Raw genomic sequence first — 23,942 nt, forward strand, 5'->3', positions numbered from 1 at the left:
TTTGTAATTTTAGTTACTATCTACGCTTTTTTGAAGAGCTTTCTGGGCAATTCTAGTTACATAAATAGTTACAAGAACTGTGGCAGTTAATCCTATTATTTGTATTAACCATTTCCCAATTTCCGTTTCTGCTGTAGTTGGCTGATGATGAGTGCTAATCATGGCTAAGTCGGTAGCAAGAGAACCGATGTAAACATACATGACAGTACCTGGAATCATGCCAATGGAACCTAAGATATAATCTTTCAGTGAAACTTGGGTGATTCCGAAAGCATAATTTAACAAGTTAAATGGAAATATGGGAGACAAGCGAGTCAAAAATACTATTTTGAATCCTTGTTTGGCAACTGCTTGATCAATCGCTTTAAATTTTGGATGCTTTTCCAACTGTCGACAAACCCAATCTCGTGTTAAATAACGCCCAATGATGAATGCAAAAGTGGCTCCGATAGTTGCAGCAATTAACACATACATAGAACCCCAAACTACACCAAATAGACAACCTCCTTTGAGTGTGAGCAAGGAGCCGGGTATAAATAGTAATGTCGCTATGTTATAGATGATAATAAACGCGATCGCACCCCATGAACCAAGACTCTCGATCCAGGTGATTGATGTCTGCAACCATCCCTGAATGTTTAACTGTTTGGCAGCAATGATTAGACTGACAGCCAGACAAGATAATAGCACTAGTTTGAGTTTGGGTTTTCTATGCATATTGATTGCAAGGAAGATGGGGGAGTATGAGGAGTGGGGAATAACCACTTACTACTAACTATCAACAACCTACCACTAATAAAATACGTAAATAAAATGAGAAATAGCTTAAAACCTTTTTAATTTTTCCTGACGATACCAACTGCGAATTCGCTGGGGGGAGATTCCCAGAAAATAAGCGATGATCACTATTTGATTGATAAATGTTGTTTGCCAAATCCCTTTTTTTAGCCAGCGACGTGCTGAGGTAATAACTGGTACAGGAATGAGTGTTATTTTCCCCAGGTTCCTTAAATGTAGCATGAATTCAAAGTCTTCCATGATGGGCAACTCTGGAAAGCCACCAACATGATTAAATATTTTTTTTGTTAAAAATATTGCTTGATCACCGTAAGGCATTTGTAAAAAACGCGATCGCACATTTACCCCCCATTCTACTACTCGCAAACTCGGCTGTTCTGCACCAATTCGCAAGGCAAATGCACCAGCGACCACTCCAGGCTGTGCTAATGCTTGGCGAACCATGACATCAAATCCAAGTGGTAAGCAGGTATCAGCATGGAGAAACAGCAAAATCTCACCGCTAGCAACAGCAGCACCCGCATTCATCTGCTTGGCACGTCCCGCAGCCGCCGAGATGACTTTGACGCCAAATGATTCAGCTATGTTTACCGTTTCGTCTTGGGAGCCGCCATCAACTACAATGATTTCGATATGATTACTTAGTTGAGTACTAGTTAAGGCGGCTTTGATGTTCTCCGCTTCATTCAGAGTTGGAATAATAATGGAGATTATAGCAGTGGCAATATTTTGAGTAATAATTTCTGACAATTGATGTGTTTCTCCAAACTTTGTCATTTTTTTTAGAGATTATCTGACAAAAAAGTTATAACCCCTTTCCATCTAATGCAGGATGTTCTAACCGAATAAACTAGTATAGCCTTGCGTAAAATCTTTAGCGGAGAAATCTGTTGGCATTACGCAATATAGGGCAATATAGCAATGTACCAGATATGCCATGGCACGTCCTGGTACACCTCATCAAATCTCACTCAAAATTTTTATGTAATTAGGGAACTATCAATGAAGTGTAAATTTCCAGCTTGGTTACGGTCTATTTTGTATATTTTACTTTTTATTGGTTTGACTAGCTGGCTGTTAATCTTGGATACTCCTGCTGTTCTAGCACAGGAAAATACTGTTAACTACACACTTTCTGACTTACGATATCGAGATTTTTCTCATCAGGATTTACATGGAACATCTTTTGCAGGTGCAGAAATGCAGGGAGCAAATTTTCAGGGAGCAAATCTCAGTGGAACTATTCTCACGAAGGGGTCATTTTTGCAAGCAGATTTAAGTAATGCTAATCTTGCAGAAGCATTTGCCGATCGCGTTATTTTTAATAAAGCCAATTTAACTAATGCCATTTTTAGGGATGCAATGCTTGCTAGTAGTCGCTTTTTTGAAGCAGAGATTACAGGAGCAGATTTTTCTGGTGCAATTGTTGATCCTTATCAAGTGAAGTTGATGTGCGATCGCGCTGATGGAATCAATCCGGTGACGGGTGTGTCAACTCGCGAGAGTTTAGGATGTCGCTGAATTATCTCCACAGCATGTAAATCACGCGGAGTAGTGATGGCGATCACAACAGGCACTGAGAGTATCGTGATAGTTTCAGGCTAATTTGATTCATTCGTCCAAATCCCCATCAAGGGATTTTTCCATTTTTTATTTTTCTCGGCTACTCTTATTTATTGAGCCGATACCTTTAATTTTTCATCTGAACTGCTACTAAGCGAGTTTTTAAAACAGAAAGACTAGCTCTGTTAATGATAAAACTGAAATTCACAACTTTTTCTGGATTAGGACTGATTTCACGCATATAATCGAATACAGATTGAGAAGTACAAATCATATCTATATGTTTGAAAAACTGAGAATCTTGATGAATGCTTTCAATATCTACTGATTGCAAATTCAAATGATAAATGCCTGATTTTTCTAGCATCTGTTTCATTTTTTTGCTCTCAGCCATTTTTTGACCCACAAGTAACACCTGACAGCCGCGATTCAGTGTTGAAATCTGTGTTATGAGGTGTATGTCTGGCTCATAATTTACTCCAATCACTTCATGTTTAGGAGCAGCAATTTGAATGACATTATATGCATACTGAGCAGTTGTAATTACTAAATTAGATGCATAAAATTCTCTTAAAGCTCTCGATTGAGCAGTTTGTAAATCTTCTAAATATAGTAATGATAGAGGATGACTAATTTCTGATTGAAGAGATTGAAAATATATATCAGCCTCAGATTGCACTGATTCTACAAATACCAACTTCAAAGGAGCAACTTGTTTACGCTCATTTGAACTTACTGCTACAGCATAAGCAGTTAATCCAAAATCAAATGGATTTAATCCCATCTGAGTAGCTATTAAAAAAGCTTGCTCTAGTACTTTATAAAGAGAGTCGCGACTAATTGACTTTTGAACCAATTCACTTTCAGCCACAAAAGTTCCTCTTCCTCGTTTTGCGATAAGATATCCAGTTTCTATTAATTCAGAATAAACTAATGCAATAGTATTATGATTTATGTTCAGGTATTCTGCCAGTTGAATAACTGTTGGCAAGCTATCCCCAGGTCTCAAATATTCTATTGCAATCAATAATTTAATCTGTTCAGATACCTGAACAGTAATTGGAAGAGGAGCATGGGCATCAATAGTGATAGGTAGTAGTCTAGAAGAGGACATCAAAATAAGTAAAACTACAAACTATGATTATTCATTGTAATTTAATTTTTCTTGATTGACATTCCTTTTATTTGTTATTTCGTCATAGTTTTTTCACAAAAAATATAATTTTCTTTAAAATATTACTTACTCATAATAGAAATAGAATGCAAATAGTCAAACTTGCTAATCAGCCATGTAGTTAATTTACTTAATTAAATCAATCTTCTGTAGAATACATTTATTTTCTCCCCTTCTTGATAAATAACTTCAATTTTATTCACTTGTATCACTAATTTATGAATTACTTTATAAAGATAAAACAACCATTTTTTTCGTCTTTTTAGATAAGAAAACAGCTGAGAATTATCACAATAAATCCGAAGAAAACTGTTTTGAGACCAAAAATAAGCATTAATTCTACAACTATTCAAAAGCTCTCTTGTAGGGTTGTCTAATTCTGCCATAATTTGCTGATTAAGTGTTGGCGATAAAGTGCTAATTTTCTCTAATTTTAGCTGTGTTAATTCTAAATAGTCTGCTGTGTTGTGCTTGCTTGTGTAATATGGTGTTTGCTGAGTAGATGCTTTAGGATCAAGTAGCTCAACTCTCACAGCTTACCTCCAGGTATCTTTTTGGTAGCATTTGGACAGTGGCAGTGCTTTAGTTAGAGTCAAACTTCCTGCCACTGTTAACTTTACAATTTTCAGTTGATCTCAATAACTGACTGAACAGAGTAGTAAAAGCAAAGTTCACACTCAGACTTTTGCATCCAACTCTGACAGTTTTCTGGCAAAGGAACTGATTTTAGAACGTCTACGTGCTATCACCAAAAAGGCAGGAGGTACGCAGTAGAGGGACAATTGAGTAACACCAATCAAACCACCAATCATAACGATCGCAAAAGGTGGCCAAAAACCCGTACTATCAAAAAGCAAGGGAAAGAAACCACACATATCAGTAATAGTGGTAGAGATCATATGACGTGTGGAATGAACCACAACCTCACGCACTCCTTGGCGATCGCCGCTTTGAGCGAGGGAATCTTCTAATAAAGCAGCCAAAACAACAGTGGCTTCATTGATTCCTATACCTATGAGTGCAACCGTGGCAAGAATGGGGTTAAATCCAAACGGATAACCAAAAACACTTAAAGAGCCTAACCCAAAACCCGCAGCAAGTATAGCAATTAATCCCAGAACCCCTGCTATAGCAAAAGAATTAAAAGCTAGCACCAGCGTCCCCACCATCAGCACCAGCAACACACTCACCGTTGACAAAAGATTAGTAACTGCTGTACTTCTTGTTTCTGCTTCACCTCCGAAATCGAAAGAGTAACCAGGAGGTAACTGAAAGTCACTGGCTGCTAAACGGTGTTGAAAATCTGCCAGAACTTTCGCTGGTAGTACTCCAGCTGTGAGCAATCCCTGTAATTTATTCACCCTTTGTCTGTTGCGTCGAAAGATAGTTGCCACATCAGGCATAAGTTGAACATCACCCACAGCTGATAGCGGAATCCTGGCACGTTCTTGACCTGATGTTGGAGTGTTGCTTGATAGCAAATCCAAGGAAGAAATCTGATCTAAGTTACCACGCTTAAAATTTGACAAACGCACACGCACTGGCAGATTTTCCGTATCCTCCAAAACTGAGCCACCCACAGCACCCTCTAAGCTATTATCTAACTGCTGGGCGATCGCACTCTTATCAAGTCCTGCTAATCTTGCTTCTTCTTCGTCAATTTTTAAGCTCAGTTTCGGCAAAGCCTCAGCCAGAGTGGCACGAGTGTGGAGTACATCAGGAACCTGATCTAATACTAAACGCATTTGGTTTCCTAATTCCCGCAAGCGTTGCAAGTCAGGCCCGTAAAGCCGTAACTCAATGGGAGCCTCAAATGGTGGGCCTTGCTCTAATTGTCGCGCCCAAACGATAGCTGAAGGAAATGCCTGATCCAACTCTTTTTGTAAAGCTTGAATCACTGGCAATGGTGACACCTTGGGTTGCAGTTGCACCAGGGCTTGGGCATAATTAGACGAATTCTCGCGGTTGTTGATGATGTTATAGTAAATTTTCGGAGCGCTTTTACCGATAAACCAATGAACATCACTTACTTCTGGGTGCTTTTGGATTAATTGTCGTGCTTGCAAAACAGTAGATTCAGTTTTTTCCAACGATGTTTGAATTGGTAGCTCCAACTCAATGTAAAACTGATCCCGACCTGAAGGTGGGAAAAATTCTATATCTAAATGAGGAGCTACAGCAAAACCAGCTATTGGTAAAACTAAACACATACTGACTGCTATAACTGGTCTGGCAAGAGCTTTATCCAAAGTCCAACGGTAAACCCGCGTGAGTTGGGGGTGAGAAAAGCCTGTCTCCCACCAAACATTCCGGCTAGAAGCATGACCTCTACTCCTATGCGTCCAATCATGCAACTTCCCAGCCACCGCAGGTAAAATCGTTAACGATGTAACTAAAGAAGCAACGATCCCCAGAATTGAACTCAAGCCAATAGTACCTGTGAACTCCCCCACACCCCCAGGTGCTAAAGCAATGGGCAAGAAAGCCAAAACAGTGCTGAAAGTTGAACTTACAAGCGGAACCGTCAAGTGCTTAATGCTACCAGCGATCGCCTGTTCTGGAGCCATGCCTTCATGCAGGCGGACTTGCACTTCATCAATCACAGCAATGGAGTTATCAACCAGAAGACCCAAGGCAATAATTAGTCCTGTAATCGACATTTGATGCAATGGCACCTTTAATACTTGCATTGCGCCAAACACTATTAAAGATGACAAAGGCAAGGTGACGGCAACAACCAGCGCCGCTCTCCAACCCATCATAAAATAGAGGACAATCATCGCCAGGACTGAACCAATCAGCAATTCCTGGAGGACAATACGAATTCGGTTTGCGACATAACGGCTTTGATCCAGGAGGAGGTTTAAACCAATCCCACTTGGTAACTGGGCGCGGAATTTTTCTATGGTTTGATCGGCTCCATGTTTCCAATCATCAAGACGTTTCTCCGGTTCTACCAACACCTCTAGGGCGATCGCTGGCTGACCACTGACTAAAGCAAAACTGGCAAGCGGCTCAATTGTTGCTTTTTTGACTTGGGCAATATCACCCAAGCGAGTAAATTGACCTGAGTTACCAAAGCGAATCGGAATGCGATTAATTCGCTCTAGCGAATCAAGTTCGTCTTCAACTTCAAATAACAGATCGTTGTTTGAACTACGTAGCTGACCAGCTGCTACCTTGGCATCGCTTGAGAGAATCTGCCTTGATAATTCTGGCGCTGTCAAACCAAGGGAAGCTAAATCCGAGGGGCTAATCTCAACGATGATTTCTTCGTCGGGATCACCAAACATTTCAACTTTTGTTGTGCCTGGAACATAGCGTAGTTGGTCTTTAAGTTCCTCACTCAAACGACGTAGAATTGTATAGTCTGTCGGTTGCTTGAGATTCCAGGTTAGAGCAACGATCAAAGCATTGGCTTTAATTTCTAATTTTTCAAACCTGGGTCGTGAGGCTTCTGATGGTAGCTGGGGAATCGCATCTGTAATGCGATTGCGTACACGCGACCAAACTTCGTCAGCATCTTTGCCCTTGACTGTATCTTTTAATTCAATAGAGATAATTGAGAAACTTGGGCGTGAGGTAGATTCAAGATGTTTGATCTCTTCAATATCAGATAATTCTTCCTCGATTTTATCGGTAACAAGCGTTTCCACACGCTCGACAGTTGCTCCAGGAAAAGCAGTTTTAATTAAAGCGTTGCGCTGAGTTAAGACAGGATCTTCAAGGCGGGGCATAGTCAGAAATGCAGAGAGTCCCCACACAACGATCAAGCAAATTGTCAGAAGTAGTAATTGGACATTGCGGTAAAACAGAGTTGACATAATTCTGACGCCCTTTTTTAACAGTTATCAGTGATCAGTTATCAGTTATCAATTTGCTTGGGTAACAGTTTGCATTGTTGGTGGGTTTAAATCCCGCGTCATATGCCTGATAACTGCGGTTAGTACTGTTTACTGAATTAATATGTGTACAACACCTGAGTCGGGTTGGATTGTTTGGCGCACCAGTCAGCGATCGCTTTCTCTGAAATAAATTTTCAATTATTCCTCAATTTCACCGAGTTTTGATCTTCAAACCAATTAATGAAGTGAGCAAACCACCTGTAATTAGAAGTGCAAAGATTCTGTCGAAAGCATCAAGTAATTCACTTGACGATGGTCTACCTAAAAGTGCAATCACCAGGGCGATTCCTAAAACAGATCCGATTTGACGAATTGCCTGGTTAATTGCACTCCCAACTGCAAAGCGATTTGGTGGAATGCTATGTACCGCCGCACTACTGAGTATTGACAGGAGTAACCCAACTCCAATTCCAATTAAAATTGCTGATGGTAGCCAAATCGTCAAGAAAGATGGCGTTACCTGTGCTTGGGTGTACAATAACAAGGCTCCTAATGCAAAGATGATGCCACCGGGTACAATCAGAATCCGATGACCTCGAGCATCAGCAATCCGACCAGCAAATGGCGTCACCAAAGCAACCATCAGTGGCCCAGGAGTAATCGCCAGTCCAGCAGCAAAGGTCGAGTATCCCCAAACTTGAGTCAGAAACAGTACAAGTCCGAAGAACATGGCGTTAAAAGCCATGCCGAAAACTAGGGTTGCTAAGTTGGAAAATCGGTAGTTTGAGTCATTAAAGAGTTTCAAATCGAGCGCTGGAGATTTGACGTGAGCCGAACGACGCAAAAACAAAATCAGCAGTATGATTCCAACAACTAAAGTAATGATTGTCCGGCTATTGTCCCAACCCCACTCGTCACTTTGAACTATTCCCAAAGCTGCAAGAGCAACTCCAGCGATTGACAGTAGCACACCGATAATGTCTGGTACATCCTTGGTGTCAGGATCATGTGACTCAAACAGCAATCGATTTCCCAGGATCATAGCCATAGCACCGATGGGCAGATTTAAGAAGAATGCCCAGCGCCAACCCCAAGTTTGCACGATTACCCCTCCCAAGGAAGGGCCTATTGCTGCTGCTAAACCACCAACAGCACCCCATAAGGTGACTGCTGTTGCTCTCTTGTTCTTAGGAAATGCACTCAGAATTAACGCTAGTGAAGCAGGAGTGAGCATTGCACCGCCAACAGCTTGAAAAGCACGAGCCGCAATCAATAGCTCAGGGTTAGATGCTATACCACACAACAAAGAAGCAACAGTAAACGTTGCTACACCCGAAAGAAATACTTTTCGCCGACCAATTCGGTCTGCCAAACGCCCGGCTGGTACTAAAAGTGCAGCATACAAGACTGTGTATGCGTTCAGAACCCATGAAAGCTGTGCTGCGGAAACCCCAGAAAATGTACTCTGAATACTGGGGAAAGCAACAAATAGCACTGTTGCATCAAGGGAAGCCGCAAAAACGGCTAAGTTAGTTAGAGCTAGGATTTTCCAGGCTCTAGAAAGAGTATTTGCTTTATCATTTTGAGCAAGCATTTTGGATTTTATATTTTAGATTTTGGATTGGGAATTGGGCATTGGGAAAGAGACTTGTTAAATTATTCCCCCTTGTCCCCCTTGTCCTCTCCGTCCTTGTCTTAAGAGCCTGCAATATGTACTAGCTGACCAGGCACAATTCGTTGTATTCCGTCAACAATCACATTGTCACCAGACTCAATTGCTCCCCGGACTAGAACGCGATCGCCTTCGGTATGCACAACTTCCACGTCCCGACGTTCGACGCGATAGGGTTTTGTTGCATTTGCATTCGCTAAGGATAAATTCTTTGGGGAATTTTCCGTCTCAGTTAAGGCATAACAAGACCACAAGCCACGTTTTCCTTGTACAAGTGCTGAGATTGGCAACCAGTACCCAGTAGTTGAGACGGTTTGAGCAATTTTTAATCGCCCGATTTGCCCAGGTGCTACTGATTGCTTTGCCGACTGTTCTAATGTCAGGATGACGGTACGAGTACGGGTAGCTAGATCAATTTCTGGCAGAATAGATGATACTTTCGCTGCGTATGTTGTTTCCCCAATTTGCACGCTTTGCTTAGTACCTACTTGGAGTTGGGAAAGTAATGATACAGGAATACCGATTTCTAATTCTGGTCTCACATCTTCCATTAGGCGCAGCACTGCTTGACCTGCATTGACAACAGTTCCTTCATCCAGCCGTCGAGCTGCAATAATCCCAGCAAAAGGAGCTTTAATAGTACTTTTGGCTATGGTGATTTCGATGTCAGCAATGCCGGCTTCTAGTTGTTTGACTGCTGCTTTTTGGGCTGCTATCTGTTCTTTACGTGTTCCTGCCAATAACTCATCTAATTTACTTTTAGCTGCCGATAGGCGCTCAAACAAGGCATTTGAGTTAAAGGCTACTTCATCATATTGCTCTTTGGAGATTGCTCCTGTTTCGTACAGATACTTGCGTCGGGTACGTTTTAAATGTTCCAGTTTTAATTGTTCTTCTATTTCTTTGACTTGAGCGCGAGCAGTTGCTATATCTTCGTTGCGAGGCCCGGTTTGTAATTCTTCCAACACAGCTACAGCTCGGTCTTTTTGAGCAATTAACTCTTGACGTTTGGCTTCTAAGTTAGTTGTATCCAGCTTGGCTAAAGCAGTTCCAGTAGTGACCCGATTCCCCCGATCAACACCAAACCAAATTAGTTTTCCACCCCGCTCAAAGCCTAGTTCACTGGCTCGAACTGCTTGTACTTCTCCTGTGTAGGTGCGTGAGACTTGATAAGAAGTTACTGGCTTGACGTTGGTAGTTTTGACAGTGAGAAGACTAACATCTGCACTACTTTCTACATTTCGCTTGTCCATTGAAAAGCGTGTGATACCAATAGTCAGGCCAAATAGCAGGAGGATGCTGCCTATTAGCGTTAGCCTTCTGGTTGTTGACTTGAAGTGAGGTATTACCTGTTTAAACGCAAGCTCATCAGATGATTTTGTTTTCATGCCTTTTATCCTTCAAAAGCGATCGCAACATTTACTTGCTTGCATTTGGAATGGGGCATATGTAAACCTCATTTACAAATAATTATGTTGATTATGTTGCTGAAAACTTGCACCCATCAATTTTTTGACCTCGCTGAAAATTTGCTAATTGCAAAAGAGCCAGACCAGTCGGTCTTTAAAAGAGCAAAAAAATTTATCTGTACTCAAGTTCTTCTTTTAGAGAAACAAGGCTTGTCAAATACTGATTTAAATGCTCAATAACTCTTTCCATGTGAATACGCTTTCTGTAGAGTTGGCTCATCATCAAAGCTCCTTCAAGGTTAGCAATGAGAATGGTTGCAACTACATCTGCCTCCACAGCCTGAGAAATTTCACCTTCAGCAATTCCCTTTTCGATAATTTGGCAAATAAGTTGTCGCCAACTGTTCATTGCTTCCTGCGTCTTTGCACGTAAAACCAAATTTGTATCGTCGCTTTCAATCGCAGTATTCAAGATCGGACATCCACCAGGAATAAGTGGTTCCCCAAGCACAAAACTGAGGTAGACAGAAGTGATGGCTTGTAGGCGCTCAATCGCATGAGTCTTTCCTTTGATTGCATCAAGAAAACGTTGATTAACAAGGTTAAAGGCAAAATCTAAAGCATGTAATGCTAACTCTTCTTTACTTTGAAAATGGTTATATATTCCTCCTTTTTGCAATCCTGTAGCCTGCATAATATCCGACATCGAAACACCACTATAACCCTTCTGGTTAAACAGTTCTGCTGCCTTTCTCAGAATTTTTTCTCTAGTAATTTTTGCTTTGGACATTTGGCATCATTATTCACAGACCTTTTGGTCTTTAGTGATATTGCGAATATATCAGAAGGGATGTTGGATGACAAGAGGTAAAGCAAAAATTCAGAAGGCAGGAGGAACCCACGCGCTTTATCGTGGGACTTGGTGCTACGCATCTCGAAGCGTTTTATTTTAGTGGTTTACACCTGAAAGTCACCTCCCCCTTATTGCCCCAATATTTGGGGAGAAAACGAAAATTCAGTTCCCTCCCCTTTGCAAGGGGAGGGTTAGGGTGGGGTAAAACCAGGATTCATAAGCGATTTAAGACTTGTGTGTACACCGTAGACCAAGGAGAGGGGCACCTCTTGTGAGGTTTTTTCATGGCAAAGTTCGTGAAATTTTTCCATTAGGACTGCCCTCTGCCTTTCTTTGTAACTATCTTTCTTCTTTTATGAAATATCAAATTCTAAAATAATAATTAAATAATCAACGGATTTTGAAAAACTACATTTATGATTATCCGTTTTACTTCAAAAATGGTTATCCCTTTGATAAGGAGCCTTTTAATTATATTAACTTATTTATAAAATATGTGCTGTCTTAATTTGTTGCCAATGTTTATCTATTGATTTATCAATGTTAATTTCCTTCCTGAATTGATTGTAAGCTACTATTCTGAACAAGCTGAGATATAAAAATTGATTATTTATATACTTGCCTAAAGTGATGGAATACCAGTAATTTTCTCTCATCAAAATAGCTTGATAGTCTATATTTCATAGGGAAATGGTAAGATTGAGGCACGTAAGGTTGAGATAAACAAAGCAATTTCATGAAAACTTGCAAATATGGGAAATTTAAGTAAACTCTTTTTTAAGAACAGGATAACTCGTACATGAATAATTACGGATATTAACTGACACGATTTCTTCAAATTATTGCTTTATAAGGCGTAGCCAGTTTTTATAATCTGATAGAGAAGTTACAAATCTTACTTTAGCATACTGTTTTATTAGTATTTCAATACCTCTATGTTGGTATTGGGATAAAGAACACCAAAATTTCACCTCCGGATATCAGACCAGCAGCATCAAGTTTAAAGTATCAGCAGGAATAGCTATTTTTCTGCTCAATTTCCAGAAATTGTGAGATTGCTGTGATGCCAATTCTCTGTAAATTTGCACTTACATGATTAGTCGCAAGCAAAATTGAATTTTCAAATTTGCAGTCCATATTCCTGACAAAATCATCTAAATGCAGCTTTATGGAAACTAGGCATTACTATTATTCGCACAATCTCTATTTCTTCATATTGTCCTGATTTCAGGATTTCTTCAACTGTCCAATTTTTGATTAATTTCCTGCTGCCTTTTTGAGGAGAGAGTAACACAATACTTGTCAAAATGGACGTGTTGTAAATAATCTTTGCGATAATTACTTCCTTGATTTACTGAACCTTCTAACAATGATGCAGATATCATCAGAGTTGGACAAGCTCAGATCTATTTTGCACTTAATTTAGCTCCTCAAACTACCCACAACTAATTATTTTTGGGAATGTTTTGAAATCGAGGCAGCATCATAGTTTGGTATTGAAAAAATAGTCAATCAAGGATTTAAATTACCTGCATCACAGTGTTTTACAATTTTTTTCATTTTGTACCGAAGTTAATTATATCTCCTTGTTGGGTTAAGGTAATTTTCCTTTTGGCAGGCTAAGTAATATTTTCCAAGTGAAGTTAAAGCACTTACCGATATGCACAGCACAGCATCTCACCCTAATGAAATTGCAGTCGTTGGCATGGGTTGTTGGTATCCTGGTGCCAATAATTTACAACAACTGTGGGAAAACATAGTAGCAAGGCGACAACAATTTCGGCGATCGCCAAATCAAAGATTACCCATTTCTGACTATTACGATCCAGATCCCGATGCGCCAGACAAGACATATGGCAGCCGTATGGCTGTGATTGATGGTTTTGAGTTTGACTGGGTTAAATGGCGCATTCCTAAAAGTGTAGTAGATTCTGCGGACATTGCTCAATGGCTAGCCTTGGAAGTTGCCATCCAAGCTGCGGAAGATGCTGGATATAACCGTAAAAATATTCCCACCGAACGCACTGGCGTATTGCTTGGCAACACACTGACAGGAGAATTTTCACGCTCCACCAGCATGAGAATGCGCTGGCCCTATGTCCGGCGTGCCTTGGTTGCTACAGCCCAAGCACAGGAACTTCCACCATCAGCGATCGACTCCCTGGTGGAGACTATGGAGGCTTACTACAAGTCTGTTTTCTCACCAATTACAGAAGACACACTCGCAGGTAATCTCTCCAACACGATCGCAGGCAGAGTTTGCAACTTTTTTAACTTTCACGGTGGCGGTTACACAGTCGATGGAGCCTGTTCTTCTTCCCTCATTGCTGTGGCTAACGCTGCTACCGCTTTAATGAATCGTGACTTAGACCTGGCTTTTGCAGGCGGCGTAGATATCAGTCTCGACACCTTTGAATTGATTGGGTTCGCCAAAACAGGCGCTCTGACTGGTACAGACATGAAAGTTTATGACCGCAGAGCCAGTGGCTTCATTCCTGGTGAAGGATGCGGTTTTGTAGTTCTCAAGCGCTTAGAAGATGCTCGCGCCGATGGTAACTATATATATGCAGTCTTAAAAGGTTGGGGCATCTCATCTGATGGTAAAGGCGGGATTACAGCTCCTAACCGTGAAGGACAAGCTGCGGCTTTGCGCCGTGCTTATGATCGAGCTGGTTACAGTCCCCATACATTGGATTTTGTCGAAGGACATGGAACTGGGACAGTCGTAGGCGATCGCACAGAACTAGAAGGTATAGCCTTAGCCATGAGTACTGATGGCGAACCCGATCCCCGTTCCTGTGGAATCACCTCCTTTAAATCCTTAGTTGGTCACACGAAAGCCGCAGCAGGTATTGGAGCCTTCATTAAATCAGTCATGGCTGTCAACCGCCGAGTCATCCCACCAGTAGCTGACTGCCAAGAACCCAACGCAATATTTGAGACTTCCGCCCGTTCTCTTTACCCGATTTTGCAAGGAGAAGTTCGTCCTCAAACAGATATTCTGCGTGCTGGCGTCTCTGCGATGGGATTTGGCGGTATTAATTGCCATGTCACCCTGGAATCTGGCGATGCTCCAGCCGAGAAACTGCAAACCTCTATTGAAGAACAATCTCTGCTAGTTTCCAATCAGGATACAGAGATTTTTGTCTTGAGTGCTGAATCAATTCCGGCTTTACTCGAACAAACGCGGACTTTGATCAATACCGCAGAAGGTTTGAGTTTTGCAGAAGTAGTTGATCTGGCTGCACACCTGAGCCGCAATCTCCAGCCCCAACTGCCAATTCGGGCAGCTTTGATCGCAGGTAAGCCTGAAGAGTTAGTTAACCATCTGACTCTGTTAGAAAAATTGTTGCATGAAACACCCCCTAAAAAAGGAGAGTTAGTTACTAGCCCGCAAAAAGAAGTGTGGGTAGGAAATAGTGTCCAACAAAACCAAATCGGTTTTCTCTTTCCTGGCCAGGGTTCCCAGAAATTGAATATGGGTCGTTGGCTGGTAGAGCGTTATCCCTGGGCTAGAGAACTGGTAGAGCAAGCCGATATCTGGCTGCGTGAAGCTGGCTTTGGTGGTGTGCGAGAGTCCATTTATCTACCCCTAGACCGTGCTGTCAACCAAGAGCAAGTTGCAGAATGGTCAAAAGCACTAGCCCAAACAGCAGTTGCTCAACCTGCAATCTCTCTGGCTTCATTGCTTTGGTTGCACTATCTTAAGCGTCTGGGGATCAAGCCTGTTGCTGTAGGTGGTCATAGCCTGGGCGAACTCACTGCTTTTCACGCCGCCGGAGCCTTTGACGAGAAATCACTTTTACATCTAGCCGCAATTCGCGGACAGGCTATGTCTGCGAATGTGGAAGGCGAAAATCAAGGTGCGATGGCAAGTCTAGCTTGCTCTCAAGAAACAGCAGAGAATATTCTCAAGCAAGTCAGTGGTTATGTTGTTTTGGCTAACATCAATAGTCCAAAACAGATGGTGATCTCTGGCGAATCGACTAGTGTGGAACAGGCGATCGCCCTAGCTCAAGCAGCAGGAATTCGCACTCATCAGTTGCCGGTTTCCAATGCTTTCCACTCGCAATTAGTTGCAACCGCAGCCGAACATCTCAGAAAGCAAGAACTGATCCCAGAGCAATTAGAACAAATCAATGTATCTTTATTTTCGAGTGTAGATGGTCAGCAGCAAAACCAGGGGCGATCGTTACGTGAACACTTTGCCAATCAAATTCTGGCGCAGGTAGATTTTGTCTCACTAGTGAAAACACTGAATCAAACCTGTGATTTACTTGTGGAGGTAGGGCCAGGGAAAGTCCTTTCCGGTTTAGTCAGCGATATTAATGATACCAAGAAAGCATCTTGTTTCCCGGTTGAATCTAAACCCGGACTACACCGAGATTTGCATGTCATGTTAGCTGCGATATTTGTGCGTGGCAATGAAATAAAATGGGAAGTCCTCTACGAAAATCGTCTTGTGCGTCCCTTTGTACCAGTATCAGCACGAGTATTCATTGAAAATCCTGTAGAGCGACCATTCCAGATATCTGCCGACCAAATATCCAAAATCTCTCCTGCTTCTCTAGAGACACTACCTAGTCCAGAAAACCAAGTTCCTTGGGAAATCCTGTCTAATTATATTTCCCAACGAGGCAGGTTTTTAACAGAGGTGATCCGAGCAGACTTGCAAACTTTGTCCCATATTCCTAGCCAAAGCAACGGCAATGGTTCTAGCAAAAATGGCTCCTCGAAGAATGGTTTCTCTAGTCAAAATAATGGTTCTTCACGAACTCCTAGTTTGGCAAAAGTTCCCCAAGAGACGCAAATTGAAATCCCTGAAACTGCTCAACCACATATCAATGGCAATCAAACTAGTAGTGTAGAAAACTTTCTTGTGGACTTTATTGTTAAACAAACAGGTTTTCCACCACAAAGCGTCACACCAAACATTAGACTGCTCGATGACCTCAACCTTGATTCTATTAAAGCAGGGGAATTAATTGCTGCTGCCACCCAACAATTCGGTGTTGCGGGTAAAATTGATCCTGCATCTATGGCTAATGCCACAATCCAAGAGATTGCTGAGGCGATTCGGCTAGTTATTCCAGAAAACAGTTCTCAGCCAGAAATAGCTGAGATAGTTCCAACTCATAGTCTTGCTACTAATGGCAATCAAACTAGTAGTGTAGAAAACTTTCTTGTGGACTTTCTTGTGGACTTTATTGTTAAACAAACAGGTTTTCCACAACAAAGCGTTACACCCAACATTAGACTGCTCGATGACCTCAACCTTGATTCTATTAAAGCAGGGGAATTAATTGCTGCTGCCACCCAACAATTTGGTGTTGCAGGTAAGGTTGATCCTGCGTCTATGGCTAATGCCACAATTCAAGAGATTGCTGAGGCGATTCGCCTAGTTATGCCACAAAGCAGCAATGGGAGCAATGGAGTTAAAAATTCTACAAGTGGCTCTCAGCTACAGGCTCGCAGGCAAACTGAATTAACACAAACACCAGAGCGCGATCGCAAACCACGGGTACGTGATTACATAGTTAGAACCATTGCAGAGGTATCTACACCAGTTGCTTTTGGGAAGCATCCTGAGGAGAACTGGCAAACTGCCAACGCTGTTATCCTCTGTGAAAGTACTGAAACCGCCATTGCCGAAGCGTTATGTAAAAAACTACGGAACCAAGGCGCTCAAGCGCAGATCTTATCCTTTGCGACAGCACAGGCTGAAGCAGTCATTGGTAACACTGACTTTACTCACTTTATCGCTGTACTTCCACAAAAACCGAGTAGTGGGTCGTCAGCAGACACTCTTTTACTCAACATGATTGAGCGGTTACGCAGCATAGCCACTCCCCCGCTAGCTTCCCAAGCATCCCGCACCCATACAACAGTAGCGTATATTCAATTTGGTGGTGGACATTTCGGCACACAGCCACCGCTTGCAGATATCGAGCAATGCTGTGCGATCGGTTTTGCATCCAGTCTGCATTTAGAACGCCCTGATCTCAAAGTACGAGTCATTGATTTTTCTACCAAGCTTAGTCCCACCAAGATCGCCAAATGTGTAACAAAAGAGCTTGCTACCTCTCATTTCTACTTAGCTGCGGGTTATGATGCAACCTTGAAGCGTTACGTTCCTCGTCCACAAGTTCAAGAACCAGCCGAGTATGAAGAACGAAATATTACCTGGTCTTCTAAAGATGTGATTCTTGTTACTGGTGGAGCCAAGGGTATTACTGCGGAATGTGCCTTAGCTTTGGCGAAGAAAACAGGGGTACGCATGGCTCTAGTTGGTCGTTCGCCGCTGCCAGACAAACATACTGTTGGTTCTGGCAATGCAGAGGTGATGCGGACTCTCGAACGCTTTAGTGCTGAAGGATTAACTTGTCTTTGCTACAGTTGCGATGTTGCTGATCCCGAATCTTTAAGGGCTGTCCTGCGACACATTCGCCAGGATCTTGGCGAGATTACCGGAATCATTCACGGAGCAGCCCTCAATTGGCCAAGACTGATTGAGCAAGTGTCAACAGAAGCTGCGTTTGATGAAATTAAGCCCAAGCTTAAAGGCATACTTAATTTATGTCAGGAGTTTGCTGAAAAGCCTTTGAAGCTCTTTGCTGGTTTCTCATCCGTCATCGGTATTACCGGAATGCAGCGTAATGCTTGGTACGGTTTCTCTAATGAAGCTTTAGATTTGATTTTGCGCCGCTTTAAAGCTCAACACCCAGAAACTGCGGTTGTTTCCATGGCATTTAGTGTCTGGGAAGAAGTCGGTATGGGAGCGCGGATGGGTAGTGTTCGCAGCCTGAATAAAATGGGAATTAAGGCGATCCCCAAAGATGCAGGTGTAGATCGGTTCTTGCATCTAATCGAGAACGAAGCTGCTGATATGCGAGTAGTGGTTGCTGCTCCTATGCAAGCTCTTTCTGCCTTTGAGACCAGTGGCTTTGATACTTGGTTCCCTGAAAGGTGTTTACCACCCAAAGAGTCAAAATTCTTAGAACGGGTGCTGCTGTGTGAACCGGGTGTGGAAATGGTTGCACGGGCGCATTTGAGCTTAGAGCGAGATTCTTATCTTCTGGATCATCTCTATAAAGGTTCATACCTATTTCCCACGGTTTTTGGCTTAGAGGCTATGGCTCAAGCAGTTGCCTATGTTACGGATAAGAACACTCTAGCAACTCTAGAAATTGCAGATATCCGCCTAGAGCGCCCAATTGTTGTTGATCCAGAAAAAGGGTTAGATATCGAAATTCATGCAGAGGTACTTGAGCGAGAGTCTAAAAATGCTCCCCAGGAGGTGTGTGTAACTATTAAGACTGAAAAAACAGGATTTAATATTAGCCATTTTTCTGCTACTTTTGTTCTTGGCAGCCAGAAAACTCCTGCTACAGAGTCAGTCGAACTCCCATCTACAGCCTTAGATATTCGACCCCAAGAGGATCTCTATAGTTGGTTGCTGTTCCAGGGGCCGCGTTTCCAACGCTTGCAGCAAATTTACACGCTGGATGCTGAAAAATGTGTCTTCCGTACTCAGAGAAACTTTAGTTTCTCCTCTGCTCAAGCAGACAATGTAGATCGCTCAGAAGGGCCATTCTTACTCGGAGATCCTTATTACAGAGACTCGTTACTCCAAGCTGGACAACTGTTGATCCCGCAAGATAATTGCCTACCTGTCATGATTGAACGGATCGAAATCTACCAGCCAGAAAGTGAGTTGAGTGATTCCTGTATCTGTATCACCGTACCCCAGGGTCAATCAGGGAAGCAATTCCGCAATAGTGTAGTTGTCATAACTGAAGATGGGCGTGTTGTCGAAAAACTGAGTGGATACGAAGCACGGTTACTAGAACACCGTAAAGATAATCCGACGGTGGAAGAATTGGCTGATCCGCAACGCAGAGATGAAGTACTATTGCACCAAAAAATTAGCGATCGCGCCGATTCTTTTGGAGTTAGCGCCCCTGAGATTTCCCTGGCTTATCTGCCTGAAATCAGTACTCTCTCGCCAGATGAACGTCACACCCAAGAGTTGCCTTTATTCTATCAGGCTCTCGGTAAACTACTAAACTCCGATGTCTCGCAAACACAAATTCACTGGAGTGCATCTGGAAAACCAATGGTGGATGGAGTCGGAATGGAGGGAGTAGAAGTATCTCTTTCTCACGATCAGCGCGTCTGTCTGTGTGTCGCCGGACAAGGGTCTCAAGGTTGCGATATTGAGCCTGTAAGTCATCGTAGCCAGCAAGACTGGAATGCATTACTCAGTGAAGCACGACAGCCGTTAATGCAACAACTGCTGCTGCGTTCTGATGACTCAGGGGATTTGGCTGGAATGCGAATTTGGACGGCTGTAGAAGCCCTGCGTAAAGCAATTGGAGCCAAGGACATCAGCTTGAGAATTGCCCAGATTGAAGGAGACAGCGTACTGTTCCGTGATATGTCTGCTGGTAGTCAACTCAAAGTTCTCACTTTCCCTGTGCAGTTGACACGAGGCTCACAAAGGATGGTTGCATTGATTGTACAGGATGCTAAACCACAATCAACAAATGGCATTTATACAGAGAGGGGAGGTAATGAATTAACTTTTCTGAGGGCATAAGTTTAGGTACAACTTTGCGTAAAGAAGTTGTGATGTGAAACGTAAAGGGGCGCGGAGTTAGGCGCAGAGAGAAGTTTGATCGGAGGAAACCTCCGCTCAAAGCTTCGGTGGGAACGCAGAGTTTGGTGTAAAAGTTTCGCTAAATTTTAACTACACAAAAGCCAATGTTGATGAACAATACTCAATCCCAAGTTTACGATGTTGTGATTATGGGTGCTGGCATGGCAGGAATTTGCCAAGCTCGCCATCTGCTACTCAATATTCCTAACATCAAGATTGCCTTAGTCGATCCCCGCCCAGAAGAACGGGCGGATAAGGATATGAAAGTAGGTGAATCAACTGTCGAAATCTCCACCCTGATGATTTGTAAGGAGTTAGGACTTTATGATTACATGATTGAAAATCACCCACCCAAGTTTGGCTTAAACTTTCATTGGCCTAAAGATCCTGCTAAAACAGAAAACACGGATGACTATTTTCATCTTTGGGCTACCCGTCAACCTCCCCTGGCTTCTGTTCTGATTAATCGCCCCAAATTTGAGCGCGATGTCCTGAAAATGAATAAGGAGATGGGGGTTGAGTTTTACAACGGTCGAGTTGTTGATGTTGACCTCACCTCTGGCGATGAGTTGAATAGTGTACAGGTTAAAGTAGGTGATCAGCAACTGGAATTAAAGACCAAACATGTTATTGATGCAGCTGGTCGCAAATTCATCATCGGTCGGAAGACAGATAATTTGGTCTTTGGACCAGAGAATCTTTACGGTGTGAATAATGGTTCAGCATGGATGCGAGTCAGAAATGTCGATCGCACTATTTTCCATAGTGGTTATGATCCTGAAAATGCTACATGCAGCCATTACTATGCAACCAATCACTGGATGGGTCATGGACATTGGGTGTGGATGATCCCGACGGATACCGAAAGTATGGAACTGTCCATCGGCTTAGTCCACCATCATGAGGTCATACCTGCTCAAAGCGTTAATACCAAGGAAAAGTTCTCTGCTTTTCTAGAGGCTAATCACAATGTTGTCTACCAATTGCTCAAGAGTGGGGAGGAAGTAGATTTCCATTATCTGCCAAGGCTAGCACATAAGAGTAAGCAGATGTACTCCAGAGATAACTGGTATGTCATTGGTGATGCAGCAGCCATGTTTGATCCTTTTTACTCGATGGGAATGACAATGATGTCCTTTCAAATCGAGAATGTCACAGAAATCATCCGCGCAAAATTTGCAGGTGAGGCTGATGTAGAGAGGAAGCGGGTTGTTTACAACAACTTTGCTGTCAACATGATTGCTCGCAATAATCACCTCGTTAGCCACCATGAAAAACAACTTGGTAACGCCAGTATCATGAGTTGGCGGATCTTCCTCGAAAATATGTGGTGGTTCGGGGTGCTGATCCCAATGTATATCGGCAAATGGCACTTAGATTTGCCCTTCCTCCACAAGTTTGGCAAACAGGGACGTGGTGCGGTTGTGGCTGAAACCTTGGAAGAAGCATATAAGCTTTTTGACAAGCTGTTGGAGAAGAAGCAGAATCTGGGATTTATGTATACTCATCGTACGGATGAATTACCTTTTGGGTATTCAATCACTAAGGATGTTAGTAAGTACATAGGTCTGAGTAAATACGAGCCTAAACACTGCAACATCTATGCCGAGATGAGAAACACTTATTTCTTCGTTGCTTTATGGTATCTGAAGTTGCTTTGGAAAGGATTTGGTTTGTCAGGTTTGCTAGCACCGAAAAATGTCAAACGAGTTTTAACTTTGCTGAAAATATCTGCTCAATCTTATGTAGATGAGTTGATTTTTGACTACCAAACCAGAAATATTCCCACCAACAGCGCAGTTGCTAAGCAAAGAGAAGAGTTCAAGAATTATCAACCCCGGACTGAACTCCAGCCTTGGCAGAATTTGGCAACTGTAGATGCAAATGATACCAAGTTACCGGAGCTAGTCAAAGTAGGTAGCTAAGTTTTAGCTTTCGATTCCGCAGTGTTTTTCTTGGTGTTTTAGTGCTTTGTGTTGCCAAAATGATTTTTCACCACCAAGACACTAAGACACAAAGAAGAATTACCCAAATAAACCTTTTATCAGAGTTAAGAATATGACAACTAACAACACTCAATCTCAAGTCTATGATGTTGTAATTATGGGTGCTGGCATTGGAGGAGTCTGTCAGGCTCGTCACTTGCTACTCAATATTCCCAACATCAAAATTGCTTTAGTTGATCCCCGCCCGGAAGAACGTACTGATAGAGACATGAAGGTTGGTGAATCAACCGTTGAAATCTCCACCCTGATGATTTGTAAGGAGTTGGGACTTTATGATTACATGATTGAAAATCACCCACCCAAGTTTGGCTTAAACTTTCATTGGGCTAAAGAAGCTGGAAAAACGGAGAATACAGAAGACTACTATCATATCTGGACTGTAAAACAACCTCCCCTTGCTTCCGTGCTGATCAATCGCCCAAAATTTGAGCGAGACTTGCTGAGAATGAATCAGGATATGGGAGCTGAGTTTTACAACGGTCGAGTTGTGGATGTGGATCTCACCCCTGGCGATGAACTGAACACTGTCCATGTCAAACAGGGCGATCGCTATCTGGAATTAAAAACTAAACACGTGATTGATTCTGCTGGTCGTAAGTTCCTCATTGGTCGCAAAACAGACAATCTGATTACTAGCCCAGAAAACCTCTACGGTATTAACAACGGTTCAGTATGGATGCGAGTCAGAAATGTGGATCGTACCATTTTCCACAGTGGCTATGACCCCTACGTTTGTACATGTAGCCATTACTACGCAGCAAATCACTGGATGGGTCACGGACATTGGGTATGGATGTTACCAACTGACACCCAGAACATGGAATTGTCCATTGGACTACTCTACCATCACGACATTATTTCCCCCCACAGCGTTAATACCAAAGAAAAGTTCTATGCTTTCTTAGAAGCGAATCACAACGTTGTTTACCGCTTACTCAAGAGTGGAGAAGAAGTTGACTTCCACCACTGGCCCAGGATAGCGCATAAGAGTAAGCAGATGTACTCCCAAGATAACTGGTACATCATTGGTGATGCAGCAGCTATCTTCGACCCCTTCTATTCTCAGGGGTTGACGATGATGTCCTTTCAAATTGAAAGCGTCACAGAAATTATTCGTGCGAAGTTAGCAGGTGAAGCTAACGCTAAAGAGAAATGCGCCTTGTACAACAAATTTGCTTTGAACATGATTGATCGCACCAATGTTTTGGTTAGCCGTCATGAAAAGCAAATTGGTGACGCTAGTATCATGACTTGGCGGATGTACCTAGAAAACATCTGGTGGTTCAAAATGCTAATTCCGATGTTTGTAGGTAAATGGCATTTGGATTTAGATTTCCTTAAAAACGTTGTGGCAAAACCAGGTCGTTTATATGTCGTGCAAATCATGAATGCGGTGTATGAACATCTTGATGAATTGGTAGAACGCAAAGCCAATATCGGATTCTTACACACCCACATCGCCGATCAATTGCCCTTTGGTTTCACCATGAGCAATGATTTCGATAACTTCTTGCACCTGACAAAGTATGAACCTCAGCGTGCAAACATCTATGTTTCTATTCAATGGTCTCACTTCTTTGTTGCCCTCTGGTATCTCAAATTTTTGTGGAAAGCTTATGGTTTGAAAGGAGTGTTATCACCACACAATTTGAAACACGTCTTTGCTTTGTTCAAAGCATTTCTTGAAGCTGCTTGGGATCACTTGATCTTTCGGATTAAAACCAAAAATATCCCAGGTAACAGTATCATCGCTAATATCAGGCAAGAATTCAAAAATTACCGCGCTCCAGCCAAATTAGAGCCTTGGCTAGAAGAAGTAACAGAAGCATCAAATGGTAATGTTACTACTCAATCTCGTGAATTGGTGAAAGCGGAGGTTTAACAGTTATTTCCTCTCTGTGTCCTCTGCGTCTCTGCGGTTAAATACAATTATTTTTAAACCACAGAGGACACAGAGAACGCA

General features: G+C 42.4%; 12 protein-coding genes. 4 read left to right on the forward strand and 8 right to left on the reverse strand.

Annotation, left to right across the window (positions count from 1 at the left end; all coding sequences use genetic code 11):
- Window positions 1-9 precede the first annotated feature (9 nt).
- The gene (locus UYK_RS0104380; RefSeq protein ID WP_009459810.1) at window positions 10-717 is read right to left on the reverse strand and encodes a TVP38/TMEM64 family protein; all 708 of its coding nucleotides are present in this window, start codon (window positions 715-717) and stop codon (window positions 10-12) included.
- A 108-nt stretch (window positions 718-825) separates the two neighbouring features.
- Window positions 826-1,575 carry a TIGR04283 family arsenosugar biosynthesis glycosyltransferase gene (locus UYK_RS0104385; protein ID WP_009459811.1) on the reverse strand — a complete coding sequence of 250 codons (750 nt, stop codon included), beginning with the start codon at window positions 1,573-1,575 and terminating at the stop codon, window positions 826-828.
- Window positions 1,576-1,800: 225 nt separating this feature from the next.
- Here UYK_RS0104385 and UYK_RS0104390 point away from each other — a divergent pair, with 225 nt between their 5' ends.
- Window positions 1,801-2,319: a pentapeptide repeat-containing protein gene (locus UYK_RS0104390; RefSeq protein WP_009459812.1), complete on the forward strand. Its 519-nt coding sequence runs from the start codon at window positions 1,801-1,803 to the stop codon at window positions 2,317-2,319.
- Between the two features lie 169 nt (window positions 2,320-2,488).
- Here UYK_RS0104390 and UYK_RS0104395 read toward each other — a convergent pair whose 3' ends face one another.
- The 6 genes from UYK_RS0104395 to UYK_RS0104420 form a co-directional block, all read right to left on the reverse strand.
- Window positions 2,489-3,475: a GntR family transcriptional regulator gene (locus UYK_RS0104395; RefSeq protein ID WP_016870968.1), complete on the reverse strand. Its 987-nt coding sequence runs from the start codon at window positions 3,473-3,475 to the stop codon at window positions 2,489-2,491.
- A gap of 194 nt (window positions 3,476-3,669) precedes the next feature.
- Entirely contained in the window at window positions 3,670-4,068 is a 399-nt protein-coding gene (locus UYK_RS0104400) for a hypothetical protein (RefSeq protein ID WP_016870969.1), read from the reverse strand.
- 144 nt (window positions 4,069-4,212) lie between these two features.
- Window positions 4,213-7,359 carry an efflux RND transporter permease subunit gene (locus UYK_RS0104405; protein ID WP_016870970.1) on the reverse strand — a complete coding sequence of 1,049 codons (3,147 nt, stop codon included), beginning with the start codon at window positions 7,357-7,359 and terminating at the stop codon, window positions 4,213-4,215.
- Between the two features lie 232 nt (window positions 7,360-7,591).
- A complete protein-coding gene (locus UYK_RS0104410) occupies window positions 7,592-8,974 on the reverse strand; it encodes a DHA2 family efflux MFS transporter permease subunit (RefSeq protein WP_016870971.1) in 1,383 nt (460 codons plus the stop codon).
- Between the two features lie 101 nt (window positions 8,975-9,075).
- The gene (locus UYK_RS0104415) at window positions 9,076-10,440 is read right to left on the reverse strand and encodes an efflux RND transporter periplasmic adaptor subunit (protein WP_235182300.1); all 1,365 of its coding nucleotides are present in this window, start codon (window positions 10,438-10,440) and stop codon (window positions 9,076-9,078) included.
- Between the two features lie 193 nt (window positions 10,441-10,633).
- Window positions 10,634-11,251, reverse strand: coding sequence for a TetR/AcrR family transcriptional regulator (locus tag UYK_RS0104420; RefSeq protein WP_016870973.1), 618 nt, complete (start codon window positions 11,249-11,251; stop codon window positions 10,634-10,636).
- A 1,723-nt stretch (window positions 11,252-12,974) separates the two neighbouring features.
- On the opposite strand from UYK_RS0104420, the gene UYK_RS24010 reads away from it, so the two are divergent.
- The 3 genes from UYK_RS24010 (at window position 12,975) to UYK_RS0104435 (ending at window position 23,861) form a co-directional block, all read left to right on the forward strand.
- Window positions 12,975-19,913 (forward strand): type I polyketide synthase, encoded by a 6,939-nt coding sequence (locus tag UYK_RS24010; RefSeq protein WP_016870974.1) that lies wholly within the window; start codon window positions 12,975-12,977, stop codon window positions 19,911-19,913.
- Window positions 19,914-20,083: 170 nt separating this feature from the next.
- Complete coding sequence (locus UYK_RS0104430; protein ID WP_016870975.1) at window positions 20,084-21,898, forward strand: NAD(P)/FAD-dependent oxidoreductase; 1,815 nt, start codon at window positions 20,084-20,086, stop codon at window positions 21,896-21,898.
- A gap of 133 nt (window positions 21,899-22,031) precedes the next feature.
- Entirely contained in the window at window positions 22,032-23,861 is a 1,830-nt protein-coding gene (locus UYK_RS0104435; RefSeq protein WP_016870976.1) for an NAD(P)/FAD-dependent oxidoreductase, read from the forward strand.
- Window positions 23,862-23,942: the final 81 nt, after the last annotated feature.

Source organism: Fischerella thermalis PCC 7521 (assembly GCF_000317225.1).
Lineage (GTDB): Bacteria > Cyanobacteriota > Cyanobacteriia > Cyanobacteriales > Nostocaceae > Fischerella > Fischerella thermalis.